18 protein-coding genes and 1 riboswitch are annotated in these 22,382 nt (G+C 72.1%); of the genes, 4 read left to right on the top strand and 14 right to left on the bottom strand.

Annotated elements, in window-relative coordinates; genetic code table 11:
• Positions 1–298: 298 nt before the first annotated feature.
• The gene (holA, locus tag V5P93_RS07300; RefSeq protein ID WP_104478604.1) at positions 299–1,276 is read right to left on the bottom strand and encodes a DNA polymerase III subunit delta; all 978 of its coding nucleotides are present in this window, start codon (positions 1,274–1,276) and stop codon (positions 299–301) included.
• 140 nt (positions 1,277–1,416) lie between these two features.
• Positions 1,417–1,547, top strand: a riboswitch (SAM riboswitch).
• An 11-nt stretch (positions 1,548–1,558) separates the two neighbouring features.
• Between holA and thrC the strand changes: the two genes are divergently transcribed.
• On the top strand, positions 1,559–2,824 hold the full coding sequence (thrC, locus tag V5P93_RS07295; RefSeq protein ID WP_104478603.1) for a threonine synthase: 1,266 nt from the start codon (positions 1,559–1,561) through the stop codon (positions 2,822–2,824).
• Between the two features lie 128 nt (positions 2,825–2,952).
• On the opposite strand, the gene V5P93_RS07290 is transcribed toward thrC, so the two are convergent.
• From V5P93_RS07290 to nadD, 7 genes are all read right to left on the bottom strand, one after another.
• Positions 2,953–5,316 carry a ComEC/Rec2 family competence protein gene (locus V5P93_RS07290; protein WP_374065557.1) on the bottom strand — a complete coding sequence of 788 codons (2,364 nt, stop codon included), beginning with the start codon at positions 5,314–5,316 and terminating at the stop codon, positions 2,953–2,955.
• Positions 5,317–5,638: 322 nt separating this feature from the next.
• Positions 5,639–6,379: a ComEA family DNA-binding protein gene (locus V5P93_RS07285; RefSeq protein WP_104478601.1), complete on the bottom strand. Its 741-nt coding sequence runs from the start codon at positions 6,377–6,379 to the stop codon at positions 5,639–5,641.
• Positions 6,380–6,470: 91 nt separating this feature from the next.
• Positions 6,471–7,319 carry a DegV family protein gene (locus V5P93_RS07280; protein ID WP_104478600.1) on the bottom strand — a complete coding sequence of 283 codons (849 nt, stop codon included), beginning with the start codon at positions 7,317–7,319 and terminating at the stop codon, positions 6,471–6,473.
• An 11-nt stretch (positions 7,320–7,330) separates the two neighbouring features.
• Positions 7,331–8,068: a diglucosylglycerate octanoyltransferase gene (gene octT, locus V5P93_RS07275; protein ID WP_104478599.1), complete on the bottom strand. Its 738-nt coding sequence runs from the start codon at positions 8,066–8,068 to the stop codon at positions 7,331–7,333.
• A gap of 3 nt (positions 8,069–8,071) precedes the next feature.
• Complete coding sequence (locus V5P93_RS07270) at positions 8,072–8,686, bottom strand: histidine phosphatase family protein (RefSeq protein WP_104478598.1); 615 nt, start codon at positions 8,684–8,686, stop codon at positions 8,072–8,074.
• Positions 8,683–9,066: a ribosome silencing factor gene (gene rsfS, locus V5P93_RS07265; protein ID WP_104478597.1), complete on the bottom strand. Its 384-nt coding sequence runs from the start codon at positions 9,064–9,066 to the stop codon at positions 8,683–8,685. Before rsfS ends, V5P93_RS07270 begins: the two co-directional genes overlap by 4 nt.
• Positions 9,067–9,127: 61 nt before the next feature.
• Complete coding sequence (nadD, locus tag V5P93_RS07260) at positions 9,128–9,718, bottom strand: nicotinate-nucleotide adenylyltransferase (protein WP_104478596.1); 591 nt, start codon at positions 9,716–9,718, stop codon at positions 9,128–9,130.
• A gap of 151 nt (positions 9,719–9,869) precedes the next feature.
• Here nadD and V5P93_RS07255 point away from each other — a divergent pair, with 151 nt between their 5' ends.
• Entirely contained in the window at positions 9,870–10,556 is a 687-nt protein-coding gene (locus tag V5P93_RS07255) for a nitroreductase family protein (RefSeq protein ID WP_104478768.1), read from the top strand.
• 178 nt (positions 10,557–10,734) lie between these two features.
• Entirely contained in the window at positions 10,735–12,828 is a 2,094-nt protein-coding gene (locus tag V5P93_RS07250; protein ID WP_104478595.1) for an ATP-dependent DNA helicase RecQ, read from the top strand.
• Positions 12,829–13,260: 432 nt separating this feature from the next.
• Here the strand turns inward: V5P93_RS07250 and proB are convergent, their stop codons facing one another.
• From proB to V5P93_RS07220, 6 genes are all read right to left on the bottom strand, one after another.
• Complete coding sequence (proB, locus tag V5P93_RS07245; protein ID WP_104478594.1) at positions 13,261–14,373, bottom strand: glutamate 5-kinase; 1,113 nt, start codon at positions 14,371–14,373, stop codon at positions 13,261–13,263.
• A 218-nt stretch (positions 14,374–14,591) separates the two neighbouring features.
• Entirely contained in the window at positions 14,592–16,070 is a 1,479-nt protein-coding gene (gene obgE, locus V5P93_RS07240) for a GTPase ObgE (RefSeq protein WP_104478593.1), read from the bottom strand.
• Positions 16,071–16,178: 108 nt separating this feature from the next.
• Positions 16,179–16,436, bottom strand: a complete 258-nt coding sequence (rpmA, locus tag V5P93_RS07235; RefSeq protein WP_104478592.1) for a 50S ribosomal protein L27 — start codon at positions 16,434–16,436, stop codon at positions 16,179–16,181.
• Between the two features lie 15 nt (positions 16,437–16,451).
• Positions 16,452–16,760 (bottom strand): 50S ribosomal protein L21, encoded by a 309-nt coding sequence (gene rplU, locus V5P93_RS07230; RefSeq protein WP_104478591.1) that lies wholly within the window; start codon positions 16,758–16,760, stop codon positions 16,452–16,454.
• Positions 16,761–16,942: 182 nt separating this feature from the next.
• Complete coding sequence (locus tag V5P93_RS07225; RefSeq protein WP_104478590.1) at positions 16,943–19,738, bottom strand: translation initiation factor IF-2 N-terminal domain-containing protein; 2,796 nt, start codon at positions 19,736–19,738, stop codon at positions 16,943–16,945.
• Between the two features lie 189 nt (positions 19,739–19,927).
• The gene (locus tag V5P93_RS07220) at positions 19,928–20,671 is read right to left on the bottom strand and encodes a TIGR03936 family radical SAM-associated protein (protein ID WP_104478589.1); all 744 of its coding nucleotides are present in this window, start codon (positions 20,669–20,671) and stop codon (positions 19,928–19,930) included.
• Positions 20,672–20,882: 211 nt separating this feature from the next.
• On the opposite strand from V5P93_RS07220, the gene V5P93_RS07215 reads away from it, so the two are divergent.
• Positions 20,883–22,292 (top strand): S8 family serine peptidase, encoded by a 1,410-nt coding sequence (locus V5P93_RS07215; RefSeq protein WP_104478588.1) that lies wholly within the window; start codon positions 20,883–20,885, stop codon positions 22,290–22,292.
• The last annotated feature ends 90 nt before the right edge of the window (positions 22,293–22,382 follow it).

The following is a 22,382-nucleotide window of genomic DNA, read 5'->3' as shown; positions in this document are numbered from 1 at the left end:
CCCAGGTCTCGGGACGCTCAGTCGCGACGGTGAGCGCGGCCAAGGCGCAGGACGGCGCGCTCCAGGGCGTAGTCCGCGTCTACCGCCGCGCCCTCGACTCCCAGCCACCGCCACCACGGCCGGGCAACCTGGGGTCACCGACCAGGTTTCGGGCGCTCAGTCGCGACGGTAGGCGCGACCGAGGCGCAGAACGGCGCGCTCCAGGGCGTATTCCACGTCGATCACCACGCCCTCGACCCCCAGGGCCACCGCCACCACGGCTGGGCAACCTGGGGTCACCGCCCAGGTCTCGGGACGCTCAGTCGCGACGGTGAGCGCGGCCAAGGCGCAGGACGGCGCGCTCCAGGGCGTAGTCCGCGTCTACCGCCGCGCCCTTGACGTCCGCGTTCACCTCGGCCACCGCCATCATCGCGTCGGCCAGGCCCGCCGCTTTCCAGCCGCGGGCCTGGGCCAGGGCCTTCTTCACCTTCCACGCGGGCATGCCCAGTTCGCCCGCCAGGCGGAACGGGTCGGCGCGGCCCGCGCCCGAGACGCGGGCGACGGTGCGGACGGCGTCGGCCAGGGCGTCGGCGACCAGGACGTGCGGGACGCCGAGCTGCATGGCCCAGCGCAGTGCCTCCAGGGCGCCCGCGACGTCGCCGGTGACGGCCTTCTCCGCCACCGCGAAGCCGGTCACGTCGGCTCGGCCGCGGTGGTAGCGGCGCACCGCCTCTTCCGTCACCGCTCCGGCCGCGTCCGCGACCAGCTGCGCCGCGGCGGCGGCCAACTCGCGCAGGTCCGAGCCGACCGAGTCGATCAGCGCGGCGACGGCGGCCGGGTCGGTCTTGCCGCCCGCGTGCCGGATCTCGTTGCGGACGAACGCTTCCCGCTCGGCCGCCTTGGTGATCTTCGGGCACTCGGTGACCACCGCGCCCGCCTTCTTCATGGCGGCCACGATGTCCTTGCCCGCCTTGCGCCCGCCGCCGTTGTGCACGACCGCGAGCACGATGCCCTCGGCGGGCGCCTTGGTGTACGAGATCACCAGCGCCGCGATGTCCTGGGTGGCCTCGTGCGCGGTGTCGAGGACGATCACCCGCCCCTCGGCGAACAGCGACGGGCTCACCAGCTCGGCCAGCTCGGGGGCTGTGAGATCAGCCACCCGCATCCGGGTGAGGTCGGCGGACGGGTCGGCCAACCGGGCCGTGTCGAGCACGGTCCGGATCGCTCGCTCGACGAGCAGTTCCTCTTCGCCCAGCACGAGTTGCAGCGGGGGTGGGGTGACTGCGGGCGAGTTCACGGCCGCGATCCTCCCACGCCCGACCGACACCGGCGCCGGGGCACGCGGGACCCCCGGGGGTGGCCGACCGGGCAGGTCGTGCCGTACCGTTGCCGTCACGTCTGCGGGAGCGCACATGCGCCGCGGCGACAACTGAATACCGCTCATCCAGAGGGGCAGAGGGAATCGGCCCGAAGAAGCCCCGGCAACCGGCGTACGCGTCACTTCCTCATCGCGAGGAGGCGGACGACCACGGTGCTAATTCCGACCCGCCACGCGGGATAGATGAGGAGATGCCTCGCGATGACATCGTCTGTCGACGTCCAGACCACCACGCCCCTCGACTTGGGCCCCGCGCGCGCCCTGTCCTGTCGTGAGTGCGGCCACCGGATCCCGCTCGCCGCCGAGTTCGCCTGCGCGGAGTGTTTCGGCCCGCTCGAGGTCGCCTACGAGTTCGGCACCATCACTCGCGCGGACATCGAAGCGGGCCCCAAGTCGATCTGGCGGTACCGGAACCTGCTCCCGGTGCCCGCCGACGTCGACTCCTACCCCAACACCGACCCGGGCCTGACCCGGCTGGTGAAGGCCGACCGGCTGGCCGCCGCGCTGGGCGTGCGGTCGCTGTGGGTCAAGGACGACACCGGCAACCCCACCCACTCGTTCAAGGACCGCGTCGTCGCCGTCGCGCTCGCCGCCGCCCGCCAGCTCGGTTTCACCGTGCTGGCCTGCCCGTCCACCGGCAACCTCGCCAACGCCGTGGCCGCCGCGGCCGCCCGCGCGGGCTGGGAGTCGGTCGTGCTGATCCCGTCGTCGCTGGAGCGCGCGAAGATCCTCACCACCGCGGTCTACGACGGCGCCCTGATCGCCGTCGACGGCAACTACGACGACGTCAACCGCCTGGCCACCGAGCTGGCCGCCGAGCACGAGGACTGGGCGTTCGTCAACGTCAACGTCCGCCCCTACTACGCCGAGGGCTCCAAGACGCTGGGCTACGAGGTCGCCGAGCAGCTGGGCTGGCGGCTGCCGGGCCAGGTCGTGGTCCCGGTCGCCTCCGGCTCCCAGCTCACCAAGGTCGACAAGGCCTTCCGCGAGCTGGGCGAGCTCGGCCTGGTCGAGCCGACCCCGTACCGGGTGTTCGGCGCGCAGGCCACCGGCTGCTCCCCGGTCGCGGCGGCGTTCAAGTCGGGCGAGGACGTGATCCGCCCGGTCAAGCCGGACACCATCGCCCGCTCCCTGGCGATCGGCGCCCCCGCCGACGGCCCGTACGTGCTCGACTCGGTCCGCCGCACCAACGGCGCGGTCGAGGACGTCACCGACGCCGAGGTCGTCGAGGGCATCCGCCTGCTGGCCCGCACCGAGGGCATCTTCGCCGAGACCGCCGGTGGCGTCACCGTGGCCACGGCCAAGAAGCTGATCGAGACCGGCCAGCTCGACCCCGACGCCGAGACCGTCCTCCTCATCACCGGTGACGGCCTCAAGACCCTGGACGCCGTCCAGGACCACATCGGCCCCCGCGCCACCATCCCCCCGTCGGCCGCCGCCGTCCGCGAGGTCCTCAACCGCGGCTGAGCGCCCGGAACCGGACTGCTTCCGCAGGTTGGGCGGGTGCTCCACACCCGCCCAACCACGGACAGCCCCACCCCACGCCTCGACCACCCGGTCGGGGCGTTTGTGTTGGGGCGCAACGACAGCGGCCATCAGCGGGGTGGCCCGCGCGGGCTTCCCCGGGTGACCAGGACCGGCTTGCCGTCGGCAGCGGTGATGGCGCTGTCACCGTCGTGGTCGGTGCGGGCCACCAGGGTTCCCCGACCGACGGCGGCGAGGGTCCGGGGGCTCGGGTGGCCGTAGCGGTTGCCCGCTCCGACACTGACCAACGCCACCGTCGCCCGAACCGCGCCCAAGAACCTCGGCGACGTGTACCGCGAGCCGTGGTGCGGCACCTTGACCACGTCGGCGGTCAGATCCACGCCCGCCGCCAGCAGGTCCGCCTGTGCCGCCAGCTCCACGTCGCCGGTCAGCAGCAGCCGACCCGCCCGGGTCGTGGCCCGCAGGACCACGGACCGGTTGTTGATCGCCGTTCCGTCCTGGGCCGCGTCCGCGCCCCGCTCTCCTTCCTCCTCTCCGCCCGGCGGCGCCAGCACGTCCAGCACCAGCCCGGGCCACACCATCCGTTGCCCTGACGTCAACCGGAGCAGTGGAACCCCGGCTTCCGCCACCTCCTGACGAACCTGCCGCCAAGCCCACCCCGGCGACCTCCCCGGCCCGACGGCGACCGCGCCGACGGCCCGGGTCGCGAGCACACCCGCCAGCCCGCCCACGTGATCGGCGTGCAGGTGGCTCAGCACCACCAACGCCACCCGGTCGACGGCCAACCGGTCCAGGCAGTCCCGCACCGGCACCGGATCGGGCCCGGTGTCGACCAGCACCACCCGCCCACTGTCCGCAGTGGACAGAACCAGCGCGTCGCCTTGGCCGACGTCGCAGGCCACGGCCGCCCAGCCGGCGGGCGGCCACCTCGGCGCCAACACCCGAACAGGCACCAAGACCAGCAGCACACCGGCCAACACCAAGGCGACCACGACCCGGACCCGGCTCAGTCGGATGGCCAACACCAGACCGGCGAGCACCGCCGCCAGCAGCAGCCCACCCCACCAGCCGCCCGGCCAGTCGAGCACGGCACCGGGCACCGAGGCGGCCGTGCCGCCCACGAGGACGAGCCAGTCGACCTCCGGCCCCGCCAGCCGCACCACCCACTCGGCGGCCCACGGCGCCAAGGGAGCGATCAACGCGGCGACCAACCCGAGCACTGTCGCGGGCGCGACCACCGGTGCCGCCACCAGGTTCGCCACCACCGCGACGAGGCTCACCTGACCGCTCATCCCGGCGACAACCGGTGCCGTCGCGAGGTGCGCGGCGGCGGGCACCGCCAACGCCTCGGCGAGGACACGCGGCACCCGTCGAGCCGCCAGCCCGTCGACCCAGCGCGGTGCGAGCAGCACCAGCGCACCGGTCGCCAGAACGGACAACACGAACCCGAAGTCGACCGCCATCGCCGGGTCGTGGACCACGAGCCCGATCACGGCCACCGCCAACGCGGGGATCGCGGACCGCTCACGCCCCAACGCGAGCGCCAGGAGACCAACGGCACCCATCACGCCGGCACGCAGCACACTCGGCTCCGGCCCGGCGAGCACCACGAATCCCACCAACGCCACCAGGGCGCCGACCGCCGACCCGCGTGGACCCACCTGCATCAGCCGCAGCAGGTACAGCACCACCACGCAGACGATCGCGAGGTTCGCGCCGCTGACCGCGAGCAGGTGGGTCATGCCGCTCGCCTTGAACTCGTCCTCGACCGCGGAAACCATCCCGTCGGTGTCCCCGACCACCAGCGCGGGCAGCAACCCCGCCTGCTCGTCGTCGAGCACCCCGGACGCCTCCCGCAGACCGATCCGCAACGCTCGCGCGGCCCGCTGCCATCCCGGTGCCTCCCCGGCCCACAGCGGCGGTCCACGAACACGCAGCACCGCGACGGTCAGCGAGCCGGTTTCCGCGGGCGCCACCGTGCCTTTGGCGACGACCTCCTGTCCAGGAAGGACATCCGCCCACCGGTCGACCGGCGCCAGTACGAGCACCCGGCTATCACCGGAGTTGGCCGCCACAACGACAGTCCGCACCCCGGACGGCGTCGCACCGAACCCCGTACTCCGCACCCGCCTCGGTCGTTCACTCACCTCCAACCGCAACTCGACCTCCGCCCCGGCCGCGGCCGCCTCCCGCAGCGGGTCGCTGGCAGCGGCCTCCATCCGCGTGGCCACCGGCCACACCGCCAACACCCCGCACACGACCAGCGGCCACCCGGCCGAGATCCGCAACGGCTCCACACGACGACGCGCCAACAACACCCCGGCAAGCACCGCAACGGCACCGACGACGACTGCCGCGATCCAGTGCACCAACAATCCCGACAGCGCTGCCGTGAACACCACGGCCGCGCCTCCCAGCAATCGGTAGTCGTGCGCCGGCCTCACCGCCTCGGCATCCGACTCCGACGAACGCACTCGGGCCCAGCGCCGTGCCTCCCCAAAGCCCGGAGCCCGTCGCGCGATCCGCCGAATCGTCCCCGGCAGGCGGCCTCTCATCGGACCGCGTCCCGCCGATCATCCGAACGCTGGTACGAAAGCCCGCAGTCGCTCCGACGATCATCCGAGCCCCACCGCTCATGGCGAGCGCCGAGATACCCGCCGCCGGCCAAATACCCAGCCTGGGCAGGACGTACTCGAGAAGCACGCCAGTCCGACCCGGCCGCGCGGGCATCGGGATGGCCGAGCGAGCCCGTGGGCGGACACCCACGCGGGAGTGTCGAGGTTGCGGTTCCGCGAGTCATCGGACGGTGACCAGTTGGCGAAGCTTCTCGAACTTGGCCCCGCCGATGCCTTCGATCTCGCGCAGCTGTTCCACCCGGGTGAACCCGCCGTGTTCGGCCCGCCAGTCGAGGATGCGTTGGGCGGTGACCGACCCGACTCCGGGAAGGGTGTCGAGCAGGGGCAGGGACGCGGTGTTGAGGTTGACGACGCCGCCCGGCTTCGCTTCGACGACTTCCGCCACCGGTGCCGGGACACCGACCGCGAGCTGTTCCCCATCCACGAGTTTCCGGGCCAGGTTCAGTGTCGTGAGGTCGGTCCCGGGCAGTGCTCCGCCGCTGGCCCGCAGGGCGTCGTCGACCCGGGAGCCCTCCGGCAACGTGCGCAGGCCGGGCTCGTGGACCTTGCCCACGACGTCGACGGTCACCGGGACCGCGCTGGGCACCGGCTGCTCGACGGTCGCCGCGGCCAGGTTCGGGGGCACCTCCTTGGTCGGCGTGTCCGACAGGGCGACGGCACCGGTGATCACCACGGCGGCGGCGATGATCCCCAGGACCAGGGTGATCGGCGTCCGCGCGCGCCGGTTTTGTCCACTGTGGTCCGCCGCTGTCGGCGGGTCGGACTGCCGCCGCCTTCGCCCACGCCGCCCAGGAGTGGGCGTGGGCGGCTCTTCCTCGGTTCGGTCCCAGGGCCTGCCCGCGACGGCGGCGAGGCGGGCGAGGACGGCGTCCATCTGATCGGTGCGGTTTTTCTCTGCCATGACACCGAAGCTAGGGCCAGGTCAAAGAAACCGGGGAAGCAGCAGGATTCCTGTGGACAACTTCGGCCTATGTGGATAAATCCGGTCCACCTTACGGCGTTTTTGGCGCCACTACGACGCCAAGAACGCCAGGCCCGGTATGTGCGCCAATTGCCGCACCCAACTCGGCGATCACGCACTCGCGCGTCCCCGGAACCCGCTCGGTGAGCCGTTCCGCGAGTTCCGCTGCCCGTTCCGGCGCACCGAGGTGGTGCACGGCGAGATCCACCGGTCCACCCGCCGCCTCGCCCACGGCCAGGTCGACGAGCCGCCCCAGCGCCCGCCCGGTGGTGCGCACCTTCTCCAGCGGCACGATCTGCCCATCCCGGACGTGCAGGATCGGTTTCATCGCCAGCGCGGTGCCCAGCAGGGCCGCCGCGGCACCGATCCGGCCACCTCGGCGCAGGTACTCCAGGGTCTCGACCATGAAGAAGCTGGTCGTGGTGCTCGCCGCCCGGACCGCCGCGGCCTCGACCTCCGCTCCCCCGGCACCCGCGGCGGCCACCGCGGCGGCGCGCAGCGCGGCGAACCCCAGTCCCATGCCGGTGGTCCGGGAATCGACCACGCGCACCAGGTCGGGCCCGCACTCCTCGGCCGCGAGCCGCGCGGACTCCCAGGTGCCGGACAGGTCGCGGGACAGGTGGACGGACAGGATCCCGTCGGCGCCCCCGTCGAGGGTCCGCTGGTACGCCGCGGCGAACTCGGCGGGGTTGGGCCGCGAGGTGGTCACCATCCGCCGCTCCTGGAGCGCCTGGGCCAGTTGGACAGGCCCCATGTCGATGCCGTCGCGCCCTTCTCTGCCGTCCACGCGGACCAGCAGCGGGATGACGCGGATCGCATGCCGGTCGGCGACGCCCTCCGGCAGGTAGGCGGTCGAGTCGGTAACCACAGCGATCGGCACGTGGCAGAAGCCTAGTTGTCCGCCGCCGGGTCTACTACAAGGCCGCGCTGGACCAGCAGGTCGGCCATGGCGGCCCCGACCAGCCGGTGCCCGTCCCACCCCCAGTGCATGCCGTCCGGGTTGCCGTGGCCACCGAGCACGTGCGCGCGCACCACCTCGGCGACGTCGAAGACGTTCACCCCGCTGCGCGCCGCCCAAGCACTCACCATCGCCACCGCGCGCTCACGCCCCGTGTGCACATTGCCGTACGCGGCAGCACGGTGCACCGAAGGCAACATGACCACTACGGGCAAATCCGGCCGTAGTGCGCGGATTGCCACGACTATGTCGTTGAGGTAGCGCACGCTAAGAGGCGCGGACAGCGCCACCGGACGCCCACGGGTCACACGGGCCAACCACGGTTGCGCGGCAAGGTACGCCTCGCGCACGCGCCGACGCAGACCGTCCGGCCGCAGATAGCGGATACCAAGGCGCAGGTAGGTCGGCAGCGGCGAGGGAAGCGTATCCATGCCGCCCACCGCGAGCACAAGGATGTCCACATGCGGCACGACAGTCCACACGCGCGGGTCGCCCACCAGCGACCAGTAGGCGTCGCGCGCGGTCCAACCGAAACCGGCGAACAACTCGACCTGCCCGCCGACAGCGGACATCGCGAGGTTCGGCCAGATCCGGGGGTCGTCGGAGGGATGGGGACCGTCGGGGCCGTGGAAGCTCAGCGAGTCGCCGAACAGCAGGACGGTCGGCGCCATCGGCTAGCCGGTGATGCCCGCGTTGTAGGCGATCAGGCGCCACGCGAGCCCGCTGGTCTCCCGGCGCGCCAGCACCGTCCAGTGGCAGTTGCTGATGCCGCCGAGCTGCCACCAGTTGGCCACCGGGAGCTCCAGGAGGCTGCCGGTCAGCGCCGTGATCAGGCCGCCGTGCGCGCACAGCACGGCCGTCCCGTCCACACCCTCGTCGAGGCCCGCGACGACCTCGGTCGCCCGGGCCGCGACCTCCACGCGCGACTCACCGCCAGGCGGTGTCCACGTGGCGTCGGTCTGCCACTCCGCGCGCCCCCCCGGCCACTCGGCGTCGATCTCGGCACCGGTCTTGCCCTGCCAGGACCCCAGGTTGGTCTCGCGCAAACGCTTGTCGAACCGCAGCGGCACCCCGGTGGCCTCGCTGAACACCGTGGCCGTGTCGGTGGCCCGGCGCAGGTCGGAGGCCACGATGAGGTCCGCAGCGAACCTGGCCAGCGCGGGCACCGCGAACCTGGCCTGGTTCCAGCCGACCTCGGTCAGGTTCGAGTCGATGTGCCCCTGCATCCGGCCACTGGCGTTGTAGTCGGTCTCGCCGTGGCGCCACAGGACCAGCCTGCGCAGGGTCACTCGTCGTCCTCGTCGGCGGGATGGTCCGCCACGAAGTCGATGCGCGGGCAGTCCTTCCACAGCCGCTCCAGGCCGTAGAACGAGCGCTCCTCGGCGTGCTGGATGTGCACCACCACGTCGACGAAGTCCAGCAGCACCCAGCGGCCCTCGCGGGCGCCCTCGCGGCGCACCGGCTTGGTCCCCGCCTCGCGCATCCGGTCCTCGACGCTCTCCACGATCGCGCCGACCTGCCGCTCGTTCGCCGCGGAGGCGATCACGAAGCAGTCGGTGATGACGAGTTGGTCGGAGACGTCCAGCACGATCACGTCTCCCGCCTTCTTGTCGGCGGCCGCGGCGGCCGCGACCAGGGCCAGGTTGCGTGCCACGTCCGTCGCTGCCACGTCACTCCTCGTTGGTATCGCCAGGGCTAACCACTCGAGGGTACCGGTATGCGCGCGCCGGTTAATCCTCGGCGGCGTACAGGCGCCTCTTGGAGATGTACTGCACGACACCGTCGGGGACCAGGTACCAGACCGGCTGACCCGCGGCCACGCGCGCGCGGCAGTCGGTGGAGGAGATGGCCAGCGCGGGCACCTCGACCAGGCTCACGCTGCCGGACGGCAGGTGGGTGGCGGCGAGGTCGTATCCCGGCCGGGTGACACCCACGAAGTGGGCGAGGGTGAACAGTTCGTCGGCGCGATGCCAGGACAGGATCTGTTCCAAGGCGTCGGCGCCGGTGATGAAGAACAGATCGGCGTCCGGATATCGGGTACCCAGGTCACGCAGAGTGTCGACCGTGTACGTAACGCCTTCGCGGTCTATGTCCGCCCGGCTGACGGAAAAGCGGGGATTGGACGCCGTGGCCACTACGGTCATCAGATAGCGGTCTTCCGCCGCGCTTACCTCCCGGCCACCTTTCTGCCACGGGACGCCGGTCGGCACGAAGATGACCTCGTCGAGTTCGAAGCGCGCCTGCACCTCACTGGCCGCTACGAGGTGTCCATGGTGCACCGGGTCGAAGGTGCCGCCCATGATCCCTATCCGACGCGCCATAGGGCGAGCCTACGGGGTGTTGACACGCGTGGTTGTGTGGGAGACATCTCGCGTGAACGACTTCCGGACACGACCGTTCGGGTCATTAGCCGGGTCCTATGACCGGATCGGTATGACCACCAGCGGCTTTTCGACCGGGAGACTGCCGGACATGGCTTGGATACCGATCCACGATCAGCCGTACGACCCCGTGCCGTACCGCCCCACCAAGGTGACGGCCGAGGAGTCGCTGCAGGCGGCAGCGGAGCTGCGCACCAAGATGGACCAGCGGCGCACCGTGCGTGCCTTCTCGACCGACCCCGTGCCCGAGCAGGTCGTGATCGATGCGATAGCGGTAGCGGCCACTGCCCCGTCCGGCGCTCACCAGCAGCCGTGGACGTTCGTGCTGGTCAAGGACCCGGACATCCGAGCCCGCATCCGCGCGGAAGCCGAGAACGAGGAGCAGATCTCCTACGCTGGCCGACTCGGCGACGAGTGGCTGTCGGCGTTGCGACCGCTAGGGACGGACCACAACAAGCCGCACCTGACGGACGCTCCCTACCTGATCGTCGTGTTCGAACAGCGGTTCTACCTCGACGACAACGGTGAGCAGCACAAGCACTACTACGTCGACGAATCGGTCGGTATCGCCGTCGGCATGCTCTTGACCGCGCTGCACCTATCCGGGTTGGCTGCGCTCACGCACACCCCGAGCCCGATGAAGTTCCTCTCCGAGGTCTTGGAGCGCCCCCGCAACGAGAAGGCGTTCGCGGTGATCCCGGTCGGTTACCCGGCCGACGACGCCACCGTGCCACGGTTGGTGCGCAAGGACCTCGACCAGGTCCTGGTGACCTTCTAGGACTCCGGCAGGGGAGCCACCGCTCCCCCGTCGGAACCCCGGTATCCGCAACCGGGGTCCTGCCTCGCGCGGATGGTGCGCGTTCGCGCGAGGCAGGTTTTATCCACATGGGCCGGATCCATCCACAGCACCGGGTGGCGGGTCGACGGCTGTCGTCCACGCGCGGTATCCATGTCGTGTGGACGATTTGGCATTGCGGAACTCGGCAGAGGAACGTCTGCGGGCCCTGGCAGGCCCCGAGGCGCGGCTGCGCGACGACCAGTGGACCGCGATCCGGGCACTGGTCTCCGGGCGCAGCCGTGCCCTCGTGGTGCAGCGCACGGGATGGGGCAAATCGGCGGTCTACTTCGTCGCGACCGCGCTGCTGCGGGCGCGCGGCGAGGGACCGACGGTGATCGTCTCGCCATTGCTCGCGCTTATGCGCAACCAGGTGGAGGCCGCGGCTCGGGCGGGCGTGCGCGCGGCGACGATCAACTCGTCGAACCCCGAGGACTGGACCCGGGTGCACGACGCCGTCGCCGACGGCGAGGTCGACGTGTTGCTGGTCAGTCCGGAGCGGCTGAACAACCCCGATTTCCGCGACGCGGTGCTGCCCCAGTTGACGGCGTCGGCCGGGATGCTGGTGGTCGACGAGGCGCACTGCATCTCGGACTGGGGACACGATTTCCGGCCCGATTACCGCCGCCTGCGCACGCTGCTCGGGGAATTGCCGGAAGACGTGCCGGTACTGGCCACCACGGCGACCGCGAATGACCGCGTCGTCCACGACGTCTCCCAGCAATTGGACCTGGGGACCGGGAAAGCACTCGTGCTGCGAGGGCCGTTGGACCGGGAAAGCCTGCGCCTGGGAGTGCTGCGGTTGCCGACCGCCAAAGCGCGATTGGCCTGGCTCGCCGAGAATCTCGACAAGTTCACCGGATCGGGGATTATCTATACCCTGACCGTGGCCGCCGCCGAGGAACTCGCGTCGTTCCTGCGCGACCGCGGGTACGCGGTCGCGGCGTACACGGGGCGCACCGAGCAGGCCGACCGGTTGCGCGCCGAGGACGACCTGCTCGCGAATCGGGTGAAAGCGCTGGTCGCGACTTCCGCGCTCGGGATGGGATTCGACAAGCCGGACCTCGGTTTCGTCATGCACGTGGGCGCGCCGCAGTCGCCCATCTCGTACTACCAGCAGATCGGCCGCGCGGGTCGCGGCGTCCGCCGGGCGGATGTGGTGTTGCTGCCGGGCACCGAGGACAAGGACATCTGGAGCTACTTCGCCTCCCTCGCGTTCCCACGCGAACCGGCGGTGCGGGAGGTCTTGGCCGCGCTGGCGGACGCGGGGCGGGCGTTGTCGACGCAGGCGTTGGAACCGCTGGTGGACCTGTCGCGGGGCAGGTTGGAGATGGTGTTGAAGGTGCTCGACGTGGACGGCGCGGTCCGGCGGGTGCGCGGCGGGTGGGAGTCGACCGGGGCGCCGTGGGAGTACGACGGCGCGCGCTACGGGCGGATCGCGCAGGCCCGTCAGGCCGAGCAGCAGGCGATCCTGGAGTACCAGGAGACCACCGGGTGCCGCATGGAGTTCCTGCTGCGGCAGCTGGACGACCCCCACGCGGCGCCGTGCGGCCGGTGCGACAACTGCACGGGTGAGCGGTGGAGCGCGGAGGTGTCCGAGGCCGGGGTGGCGGCGGCCGAGGAGCGGCTGCGGCGGCCAGGGGTGGAGATCACGCCGAAGAAGCAGTGGCCGACCGGGATGGCCGCGCTCGGGGTGCCGCTGTCGGGGCGGATCTCGGCGGACCGGGCGGCGGAACCCGGTCGGGCCCTGGGTCGGTTGACTGACATCGGGTGGGGTAATCGGTTGCGGGAGGTGTTCGCGGGTCCGGACGAGGTCGTGCCGGAGGAGGTCGTGAACGCCTGCGTGCAGGTGCTGGCGACGTGGGGGTGGAGCGAGCGGCCGTCCGGGGTGGTGACGGTGGGGTCGACCACGCGACCTCGGCTGGTGAGCAGCTTCGGTGAGCGGATCGCGACGATCGGGCGACTGCCGTGGCTGGGCACGGTGGAGTCACGCTCTTCGGCACCACAGGCGAACAGCGCGCAGCGGCTGTCGTGGCTGTGGAAGTCGCTGGCGGTGCCGGAGGAGGTGGCGGAGCAGGTGCGATCGGCGACGGGGCCGGTACTGCTGATCGACGACCGCGTCGACACGGGCTGGACCATGACCGTCGCCGCGGCCCGACTCCGCGACGCGGGAGCGAAGGAGGTGCTGCCATTCGCCCTGGCCACGACGACCTGAGCGGGCGGTCTGCGAGGGCGGCAGAAAACGTGATCGCGACAACTGAATAGCAGGCGGGCCATGCGGTGCTCAGCAGGCAGGCGGCGCGCTCAGTCGACTACCCGCCGAGTTCCCCGCGACCCACGGTTCACAGGCGGCGACCAGAGCAAGACTCCACGGGCGAGCGGGGTCGCGGACGCGATGGTGCTGCGAGGTGTGCGGGTCGTGCGCGCTGGTCGGCGTGTCCGGTGCACGCAACCGGGATGGCCGCGTTGAGGCCGTTTGGTGATGGTGGCCGGAAGGCCTCGCCGGTGGCGCTTTCCTTGCTGGAGTTGGCCATGGCCACCAAATCGGCGACCAGCCTGGTCGACCGCGTAGCCAGTTCCCTGGATGGTCTCGGCGTTCGGACAGGACCAGGGCGATGCCCGCGCCGGGGAGTTCGGTGACGGCTGGTCAGTGGTGCGCGAGCGGGACCAGGTCGTCGGCGTGGATGACCTCTCGGCGGCGGCTGGTGGGGAGGGTGTGGGATTGGTGGCCGATCAGGTCTGGGAGTTCCGGGGCGTCGTAGTTGGTGATGCCGCGGGCAATGACGTTGCCTGACTGGTCGGTCAGCTCGACCACGTCTCCCGCCACGAAGTCGCCGGTGGTGGCGGTGATGCCCGCGGCGAGGAGGGAGCGGCGGTCGCGGACGACGGCGGCCACGGCCCCGTCGTCGAGGGTGAGGGTGCCGGTGGAGTCCGCGGCGTAGGCGAGCCAGAAGCGGCGGGACGACAGCCGGCGGCCCGCGGTGGCGAAGGCGGTGCCCACCTCAGCGGGGCCGAGGGCGTTCACGGCGTCCGTCGCGGCGGCGAGCAGGACTGGGACGCCCGCGGCGGAGGCAAGGCGGGCGGCGGCGAGTTTCGAGGCCATGCCGCCGGTGCCCAGGCCGGACGCGCCCGACGTGCCCGCGCGCACACCCTCCACATCGGACCCGCCTGCCACCTCGGTGATGCGCCGGGCCGGGCCCAGGCGCGGGTCGCCGTCGTAGAGAGCGTCCACATCGGACAGGAGGACCAGGGCGTCGGCGCCGATGAGGTGGGCCACCAGGGCCGCGAGGCGGTCGTTGTCGCCGAAGCGGATCTCGTCGGTGGCCACGGTGTCGTTCTCGTTGACGACGGGCACCGCGCCGAGGGCCAGCAAGCGCGTGAGGGTCCGCTGGGCGTTGCGGTAGTGGGAGCGGCGGACGACGTCGTCGGCGGTCAGCAGCACCTGGCCGACGCGCAGGGAGTGGCGGGCGAAGGAGGCCACGTACGCGTGACCCAGCACGATCTGCCCCACGCTCGCCGCCGCCTGCTGGGTCGCCAGGTCACGCGGCCGCCGGGCGATGCCCAGCGGCGCCAACCCGGCCGCGATGGCACCGGAGGACACCAGGACGACCTGGCTGCCCGCCGCGCGCCGCCCCGCGATCGCGTCGACGAGGTCGTCCAACCGCGCCGGGTCGAGACCGCCCTCGGCCGTGGTCAACGACGACGACCCGACCTTGACGACCACGAGCCGCGCGTCGGCGACAGCTGCACGGGTGCTCATCCGAGCTCACCCCTCCGAGACGGGACCAACCTGCTCGACAACGACCTGACCTCGCCGAGCCACCGGCGCGCAGTCAGCACCGTCGACGCGGGCCGTGGTCGACGGCCTGGTCTTACCGGGGCGAGGTCCGGTAGCGGGTGGCGTACGACCTCAGCGCCGTGACGATACGACAGGCCACTACGAACACCGGTCGGGCGACCAGGCGGACGTGGGCTCGCTCACTCGTCATCGTCGTCGTAGTGGGCGATGCCGGTCTCGCTGTAGTCGCCGTAGTCGACGTGCTTGCGACGGGACAGCTTGGCGACCTTGCGCTCGGACGCGCCGATCCGCTCGTTGCGGTCGAGGCGGGGGTCGTTGCCCCGGGTCTGCATCATCACCGCGATGCCCGCCGGGGTCGACGGCTCCCAGTCGAACGTGACGCCGCCGATGGTCACCGGGCAGCCGGGCACGGCGCCCTGCTTGGCCAGGGCCTCCTCGACGCCCAGGCGGGCCAGGCGGTCGGCCAGGTAGCCGACGGCCTCGGTGTTGTTGAAGTCGGTCTGGCGGATCCAGCGGTCCGGGCGTTCGCCGCGGACGATGAAGCCGTCCTCGTCCGCCGGGTCGCGCTCGACCGTGAAGCCGGAGTCGTCCACCGCGGTCGGCCGCAGGACGACGCGGGTCACCTCGGGGGCAGGCCTGCTCGCGCGGTCTTCCTCGATGACCTTGGCCAGGGCGAAGCTCAGCTCGCGCAGCCCGGCCCGGGTCACCGTCGACACCTCGAACACCGGCAGCCCGCGCGCCTCGATCTCGGCGCGCACCATCTCCGCCAGGTCGCGGGCCTCGGGTACGTCGACCTTGTTCAGCACCACCAGGCGCGGCCGGGAGGCCAGGTCGCCGCCGAGCGCGGGGGTGTACCGGGCCAGCTCCTCCTCAAGCGCGTCGATGTCCGACACCGGGTCGCGGCCCGGCTCATAGGTCGCGCAGTCGACCACGTGCACCAGCACCGAGCACCGCTCGATGTGCCGCAGGAAGTCCAGCCCCAGCCCCTTGCCCTGGCTGGCGCCCGGGATCAGCCCGGGCACGTCGGCCATCGTGTACACCGACTCCCCCGCCGTCACCACGCCGAGGTTCGGCACCAGGGTGGTGAACGGGTAGTCGGCGATCTTCGGCTTGGCCGAGGACAGCACCGCGATCAGCGAGGACTTGCCCGCCGACGGGAAGCCCAGCAGCCCGGCGTCGGCCACCGACCGCAGCTCCAGCACCAGGTCGCGGGTTTCCCCCGGCTCGCCGAGCAGCGCGAACCCGGGCGCCCGCCGCGCCTTCGAGGCCAGCGCCGCGTTGCCCAGGCCGCCCCGGCCACCGCGCGCGGCGACGAACCGGGTGCCGTGCCCGACCAGGTCGGCGAGGACCGCACCGGACTCGTCGAGGATGACCGTGCCGTCGGGCACGAGCAGTTCCAGGTCCTCGCCCATGGCGCCGTCGCGGTTCGCGCCCTGGCCCTGCTTGCCGCTGGCCGCGCCCGCGTGCGGGTGGAAGTGGAAGTCCAGCAGCGTGTGCACGTTGCCGTCGACCACGAGGATGACGTCGCCGCCGTTGCCGCCGTTGCCGCCGTCGGGGCCGCCGAGCGGCTTGTACTTCTCGCGGTGCACCGACGCGCACCCGTTGCCGCCGCTGCCCGCGGCGGCGTGGATGACGACTCGGTCGACGAAACGGGACACGGGTGTCTTCCTTTCACCGAGGCCGTGCGGCCTCGAAACGCGAACGAGGGGCGAACCGGATCCGCTCCGGCCCGCCCCTCGTCGGGATCTAGCTGTCCCGGGTGCCGATCAGGCCTCGACCGGGACGATGTTGACGGTCTTGCGACCGCGCTTGGTGCCGAACTGGACCGCACCGGCGGCGAGCGCGAAGAGGGTGTCGTCCTTGCCGCGGCCCACGTCCACACCCGGGTGGAACTTGGTGCCGCGCTGGCGGATCAGGATCTCGCCCGCCTTGACGACCTGGCCGCCGTAGCGCTTCACGCCGAGGTACTGGGCGTTCGAGTCGCGCCCGTTGCGGGAGCTGGACGCGCCTTTCTTGTGTGCCATGGCTGCTCAGGTCCTCTACTTGGTGATGCCGGTGACCTCGACGCGGGTCAGCTTCTGACGGTGACCCTGTCGCTTGTGGTACCCGGTCTTGTTCTTGAACTTGTGGATCCGGATCTTGGGGCCCTTGGTCTGCTCGACGACCTTGCCGGTCACCGAGACCTTCGCCAGGGCGTCCGCGTCCGAGGTGACGTCGGTGCCGTCGACGACGAGCACCGCGGCGAGGCTCAGCTCGGTGCCCGGCGCGCCCTCGAGCTTCTCGACCTCGACGACGTCGCCAACAGCCACCTTGTACTGCTTGCCGCCGGTCTTGACGATCGCGTACATCGGGACGGAAGTCTCCTGCTACTAGACGGTGGGGGTCCTGCGAGCCCTGGTCCGCAGGCTTAGCCCCCCACTGGCGCGGGGACCGCCTCGGCGGACCGGGCTTGGCACGACACAGCCCACCGATGGGCGGGCCGTGTAACAGGTTACGTGCCGGTGGAATCCACGGTCAAACCGGGGTCCCCTCAGTTGTCGTTGGTCGCGTCCACGGGCGGTCCGGCGGGCCGGGAAGCGGCCCGTCGGGGCGTCCGCCGACGGGGCACGACCGGCTCGACCGGCTCGACACCCGCGCTCGACCTGGGCTCCGAGGCCGACCGGACCTGCGCGGCCGACGCGGCCAGCGGCGGCTCGGCCGCGCGCTGCTCCACCTCGGCCCGCACGACGGTCAGCGCCTCGGCGCCACCGGACGGCGCGCCCTGGGCGCGGCGGCTGGTGCGGCGCCTGCGCGACGCCCGGCCTTCAGGCACCTCGGAGTCGGCCGCCACGACGCTCTCGGAGAGGTCCTCCGCGCTGAACGGCGCGGCGGGCTCGGCGACGGCGTGCTCGGTGTGGTGCGGGCCGTGCCCGTTGCCGTTGCCCGAGACCTCCGGGACGTCGGCGACGTGCCGGGTGGCCTTGGCGATGTCCCGGACCGCGACCTTGGCCGACTCGTCCTTGACCTGCTCGCGGGCGGGTTCGCGGGTCTTCTGCTCGTCGCTGCCGCGGTTGCGGTTGCGCCTGCCACCGCCCTGCTGCTGCTGTTGCTGCTGCGGCTTCTCGGGCTGCGGCTGACCACCGCCGTTGGCCGCGGGCGCCTTGAGCGTCGGCTCGGTGGTGACGACCACACCGCGGCCCTTGCAGTGCTCGCAGGTGGTGCTGAACGCCTCCAGCAGCCCGGTGCCGACCCGCTTGCGGGTCATCTGCACGAGCCCGAGCGAGGTGACCTCGGCCACCTGGTGCCGGGTGCGGTCGCGGCCGAGGCACTCGGTGAGCCTGCGCAGCACCAGGTCCCGGTTGGACTCCAGCACCATGTCGATGAAGTCGATCACGATGATGCCTCCGATGTCGCGCAGCCGCAGCTGGCGGACGATCTCCTCGGCCGACTCCAGGTTGTTGCGGGTGACCGTCTCCTCGAGGTTGCCCCCGGAGCCGGTGAACTTGCCGGTGTTGACGTCGATGACCGTCATCGCCTCGGTGCGGTCGATCACCAGGTAGCCGCCGGAGGGCAGCCAGACCTTGCGGTCGAGCGCCTTGAGCAGCTGCTCGTCGACCCGGTGCTCGGCGAAGACGTCCTTGGTGCCGACGTGCCTGCGCACCCGCTCCAGCAGCTCGGGGGCGACGTGGCGGACGTAGGCGTCGATGGTCTCCCACGCCTGGTCGCCCTGCACCACCAGCGAGGTGAAGTCCTCGGTGAACAGGTCGCGCACGACCTTGACCAGCAGGTCGGGCTCCTCGTAGAGCAGCGCGGGGGCGTTCGACCGGCGGGTGCCGTTGGTGCCGTCGGACTTGTCCCGGATGACCTGCCACTGCGCCTGCAGGCGGCGGACGTCGCGGTCGAGCTCCGCCTCGGCGATGCCCTCCGAGGCCGTGCGGATGATCACACCCGCGTCCTCGGGGACGATGCGCTTGAGCAGGTCCTTGAGCCTGCGCCGCTCGTTCTCCGGCAGCTTGCGGGAGATGCCGGTCGCGCCGCCGCCGGGCACGTAGACCAGGAAGCGGCCGGGGAGGCTGATCTGGGTGGTGAGCCGGGCGCCCTTGTGCCCGACCGGGTCCTTGGTGACCTGCACCAGGACGCTGTCTCCGGTGGACAGCGCCTGCTCGATCTTGCGGGCCTTGCCCTCCAGACCGGCGGCGTCCCAGTCGACCTCACCGGCGTAGAGCACGGCGTTGCGGCCGCGGCCGATGTCGACGAACGCGGCTTCCATGCTGGGCAGCACGTTCTGCACGCGGCCCAGGTAGACGTTGCCGACCAGCGAGCCGGTGCCGGACGAGGTCACGAAGTGCTCGACGAGGACGCCGTCCTCCGTGACCGCGATCTGCGTGCGGTCGCCGTGCTCGCGCACCACCATGGCGCGGTCGACGGCCTCGCGGCGGGCCAGGAACTCGGCCTCCGACAGGATCGGCGCGCGCCTGCGGCCCGCCTCCCGGCCGTCGCGGCGGCGCTGGCGCTTGGCCTCCAGCCGGGTCGAGCCGCGCACGCTGCGCACCTCGTCGCGGGCCGACGCGGCCTCGGCCTTCTCGTCGCGGGCCTCGCGGACGTGCACGACGGTGTTCGGCGGGTCGTCGCCCGCGTCCGCGCCGTCGTCGTCGCCGCCGCCCTTGCGGCGGCGGCGACGCCTGCGGCGGCGGCTGCCCGCGTCGCCCGCGTCGTCGGCCTCGGTCTCGGCTTCCGGCTCCTCCTCGGGCTCCTCGGCCTCGGCGGCGGGCTTGGCCTCGTCCTCGGCGGGCTCGCCCGCCTCGTCGGCCGCGCCCTTGCCGCGACCGCGACCGCGGCGACCGCGGCGGCGGCGCCTGCTGTGGGCGCCGTCCTCGTCGTCGTCCTCATCGGCGACCGGGGGCTCCTCCGCCTCGACCGGCGCGGGCTCGACCACCGCGACCGGCTGGACCGGGGCGGGCCGGGACGCGGCGGGCTCCGGGGGCAGGAACAGCGGCGACGCGGAGGCGAACACCGGCGTGGGCGGGATCCGGCGCGGGGCGGCCTCGACCACCTCGGGCTCGTCCTCGACGACCTCGGGCTCGACGGCCGCGGGTTCGACGACCTCGGGCTCGTCGAGCAGCGCGCGCACGACGAGCGCGGCCGTCTCCTTGCTGACGCTGGATTGCGCACCGCGCACCGTCTCGCCGATCCGGTCGAGGGTGGCGATGACCTCCTTGCTGCTCACCGACAGCAGCTTGGCCAGCGCGTGCACGCGCACCTTGGCGGGCAGTTCCGCCAGCGCCTGCTCAACGGGTGTGGTGGCGGCCCCGCCGGTGGCCCCGGCAGGGGTAGTCGTGTCCGACATGTAGCTCCTCCGCCCCCGGGCGCGTCGTGCCAGACGCGGCCGCTCAGGGGCCCTAGTTGTCCTTGTTCCACCGCGCAAGGCGGCGGGAATCCTCGCCCATCACCGCTGGCGGCTGTGGTCATCGGGACCGCAACCGGCTGACGGCAGGTCGTTCGACCACGGCTGAGGCGACTCCGTCTCCCCGATGGACTACCCGAGGCCCGCTTGCCTGTCGAGGGCCAACGGATCGGACAGACCGCCTTCGTCGTCAAGCCGCCCCTGGGCCGTCCGTGTCGCCTTCGCGGGCACCGGCGGTTCCAGAGCGGCGACCACGCGGAGCGCGCTCAGCACGTCGTCGGGTCGCACGGCCGGTGTTGTCTGCCGGACGACCACACGCAGTATCCCACACGAACGCTCCGGGTAGGACATGTCGATCCCCACACCGGGGGTGTCGCCCCCGGATTCGGTCACCTCGGCGCGGATCACCGCAGGTCGGGCGTCGATGAGCCGTCTGCCGTCCTTGGTCAGCCGCTCCACCTCGACGTGCTCCTCGGCGAGCAGGCGCTCGACGGCGACACTCAGCGTGTCCGGGTCGACCCCGGGCAGCTCGATGTGCCAGTCGCTGGCCTCCATGCGCTCGGCGAGCCCGCCCGGTCCCGCCTGCACCGCCTCGAGCACGTCGAGGCCGGGGGCCAGCGCCGCGTCGAGCACCCGCGCCAGGCTCGCCGGGTCGAGCGCCTCGACGACCTGGATCTCGACGTACTCGGCCTCGCTGGCCACCCCGGTGGGCGCCGCGCCGATCCAGGAGATCTTGGGGTGCGGGTTGAACCCCTGGGAGTAGGCCATCGGCACGCCCGCGCGGCGCAGGGCGCGCTCGAAGGCGCGGGCCACGTCGCGGTGCGAGGTGAAGCGCAGCCGACCCCGCTTGGCGTAGCGCAGCCGGATCTTCTGCACCGGCGGCGCCGACGGGTTGGGTTGGTCCTGGCGGCTCAGGGGTTACTCCTTCCGGTGGAGTCGCTGTCCTCCGGTGGTGAGCTCACCGGGACAGTGGCACCGTACCGGGAGCGCCAATTCGGCTCGCGCGCTTGTTTCGCTCCCGTGGCGTGGATAGCGTCCGCACCGAGTGGACAGCCCGGCCCGAGGGAACCAGTACTGGAGGTCGCCCGTGCCTCTGCTCCGCCTGACCAGGGCGGCAGCGGTCAGCGTCGCGGTAGTGGCGGCGGCTTTCTCCGCTCCCACCCTCGCGGCCGGCGAGCCCTTGGAGGACGGGTCGCTGCCCTGCCACCCCACCTCGGCCCCGCTGCGCTACCTGGTGCTCTTCCCCGAGGGCACGACCGCGGCCGACGCCGACGACGAGGTCGACTCGTCCTGCGCCGCGCCGGTGGCGTACTACCCGGAGATCGCGGTGGGCGTCGCGGCGTCCTCCGACCCCGGGTTCGCCGACCGGTTCGGGCGCGACCGCGCGTTCAGCACGGAGGCGGTCGTGGGGCGGGCGCACAAGCAGTCACCACTGGTGGACACGGGCGACCCGGACGTGGCGACAGATCGCTCGGGCGAGCAGTGGGACATGACGGAGATCCAGGCGGGCGCCGCGCACGCGATCACTCGCGGTAGCGACCGGGTGGTGGTCGGCGTCCTCGATTCGGGGATCGACAACACCCACCCGGACCTGGCCCGCGCGGTCGACCCGGCGAAGTCGGCGGGGTGCCTGACGGGCAAGGCGGACCGGTCACCGCAGGCGTGGCAGCCCTCGGTCTCACCGCACGGGACGCACGTGGCGGGCATCATCGCGGCGGCGGACGACGGGCGGGGCATCACGGGTGTGGCGCCGGACGTGCGCCTGGCATCGGTGCGGGTCGTCGACGACGACGGGACGGTGCGGCCGGAGTCGGTGGTGTGCGGGCTGATGTGGGCCGCGGCCAACGGGATGGCGGTGGCGAACCACAGCTACTACGTCGACCCGTGGCCCCTGACCTGCGACCGCGGCGCCGAGCACGTCGTCTACGAAGCCGTGCGGCGGGCGACGGACTACGCGACCGGCCGGGGTGTGCTGAGCGTGGCCGCCGCGTCGAACGAGGCCCGCGACCTCGCCGAGCCGAGCGGCCAGATGCCAGGCCTCGACGGCCAGTGGCGCACCGTCGACGCCTCCTGCCGGGTCCTGCCCGCGGGGTTGCGCGGAGTAGTCGCGGTGTCGGCGATCGGACCGGATCGAGTGAAAGCCGGCTACAGCGCCTACGGCCTGGGCGTCATCGACGTGACGGCCCCGGGCGGCGAGCAGACCGGCGACCGCTGCGTCCTGTCCACGGTCCCCGGCGGCTACGCGACGGCCTGCGGCACCTCGATGGCGACGCCACACGTGTCCGGGGTGGCGGCCCTGCTCGCGTCAACGCACCCAGGCGCCTCCCCCCAACGCCTGACGCGGCTGCTGACGACGGAGGCGGAGTCGGTGCCGTGCCCGGTCGACTACGACCTGGATGGCACGGGCGGCCAGGACGCCTACTGCTCGGGCTACGCGCCCTTCAACAGCTTCTACGGCCACGGACTGGTCAACGCCCTGGCCGCAGTGACCGACTAGCTTTGCGTAGGCCGCGATCGCGGCGTTCTGTTCGGCGTGGCCACAGTGGTCGGTGACCAGGTAGAGACTGGTCTGCCATGGGTTTCTCGG

This window comes from Actinokineospora auranticolor, assembly GCF_041897805.1.
In the GTDB taxonomy this organism is placed as follows: Bacteria; Actinomycetota; Actinomycetes; order Mycobacteriales; family Pseudonocardiaceae; genus Actinokineospora; species Actinokineospora auranticolor.
Note: the sequence above shows the minus strand (reverse complement) of the source record. Positions and strands in the feature narration are given on the sequence as shown.

Coding starts and splice junctions, on each gene's coding strand:
- thrC (WP_104478603.1), top strand. CDS start 1,559: ATGACATCGTCTGTCGACGTCCAGACCACCACGCCCCTCGACTTGGGC.
- V5P93_RS07285 (WP_104478601.1), bottom strand. CDS start 6,379: ATGGCAGAGAAAAACCGCACCGATCAGATGGACGCCGTCCTCGCCCGC.
- octT (WP_104478599.1), bottom strand. CDS start 8,068: ATGGCGCCGACCGTCCTGCTGTTCGGCGACTCGCTGAGCTTCCACGGC.
- nadD (WP_104478596.1), bottom strand. CDS start 9,718: ATGGCGCGTCGGATAGGGATCATGGGCGGCACCTTCGACCCGGTGCAC.
- V5P93_RS07255 (WP_104478768.1), top strand. CDS start 9,870: ATGGCTTGGATACCGATCCACGATCAGCCGTACGACCCCGTGCCGTAC.
- proB (WP_104478594.1), bottom strand. CDS start 14,373: ATGAGCACCCGTGCAGCTGTCGCCGACGCGCGGCTCGTGGTCGTCAAG.
- rpmA (WP_104478592.1), bottom strand. CDS start 16,436: ATGGCACACAAGAAAGGCGCGTCCAGCTCCCGCAACGGGCGCGACTCG.
- rplU (WP_104478591.1), bottom strand. CDS start 16,760: ATGTACGCGATCGTCAAGACCGGCGGCAAGCAGTACAAGGTGGCTGTT.
- V5P93_RS07225 (WP_104478590.1), bottom strand. CDS start 19,738: ATGTCGGACACGACTACCCCTGCCGGGGCCACCGGCGGGGCCGCCACC.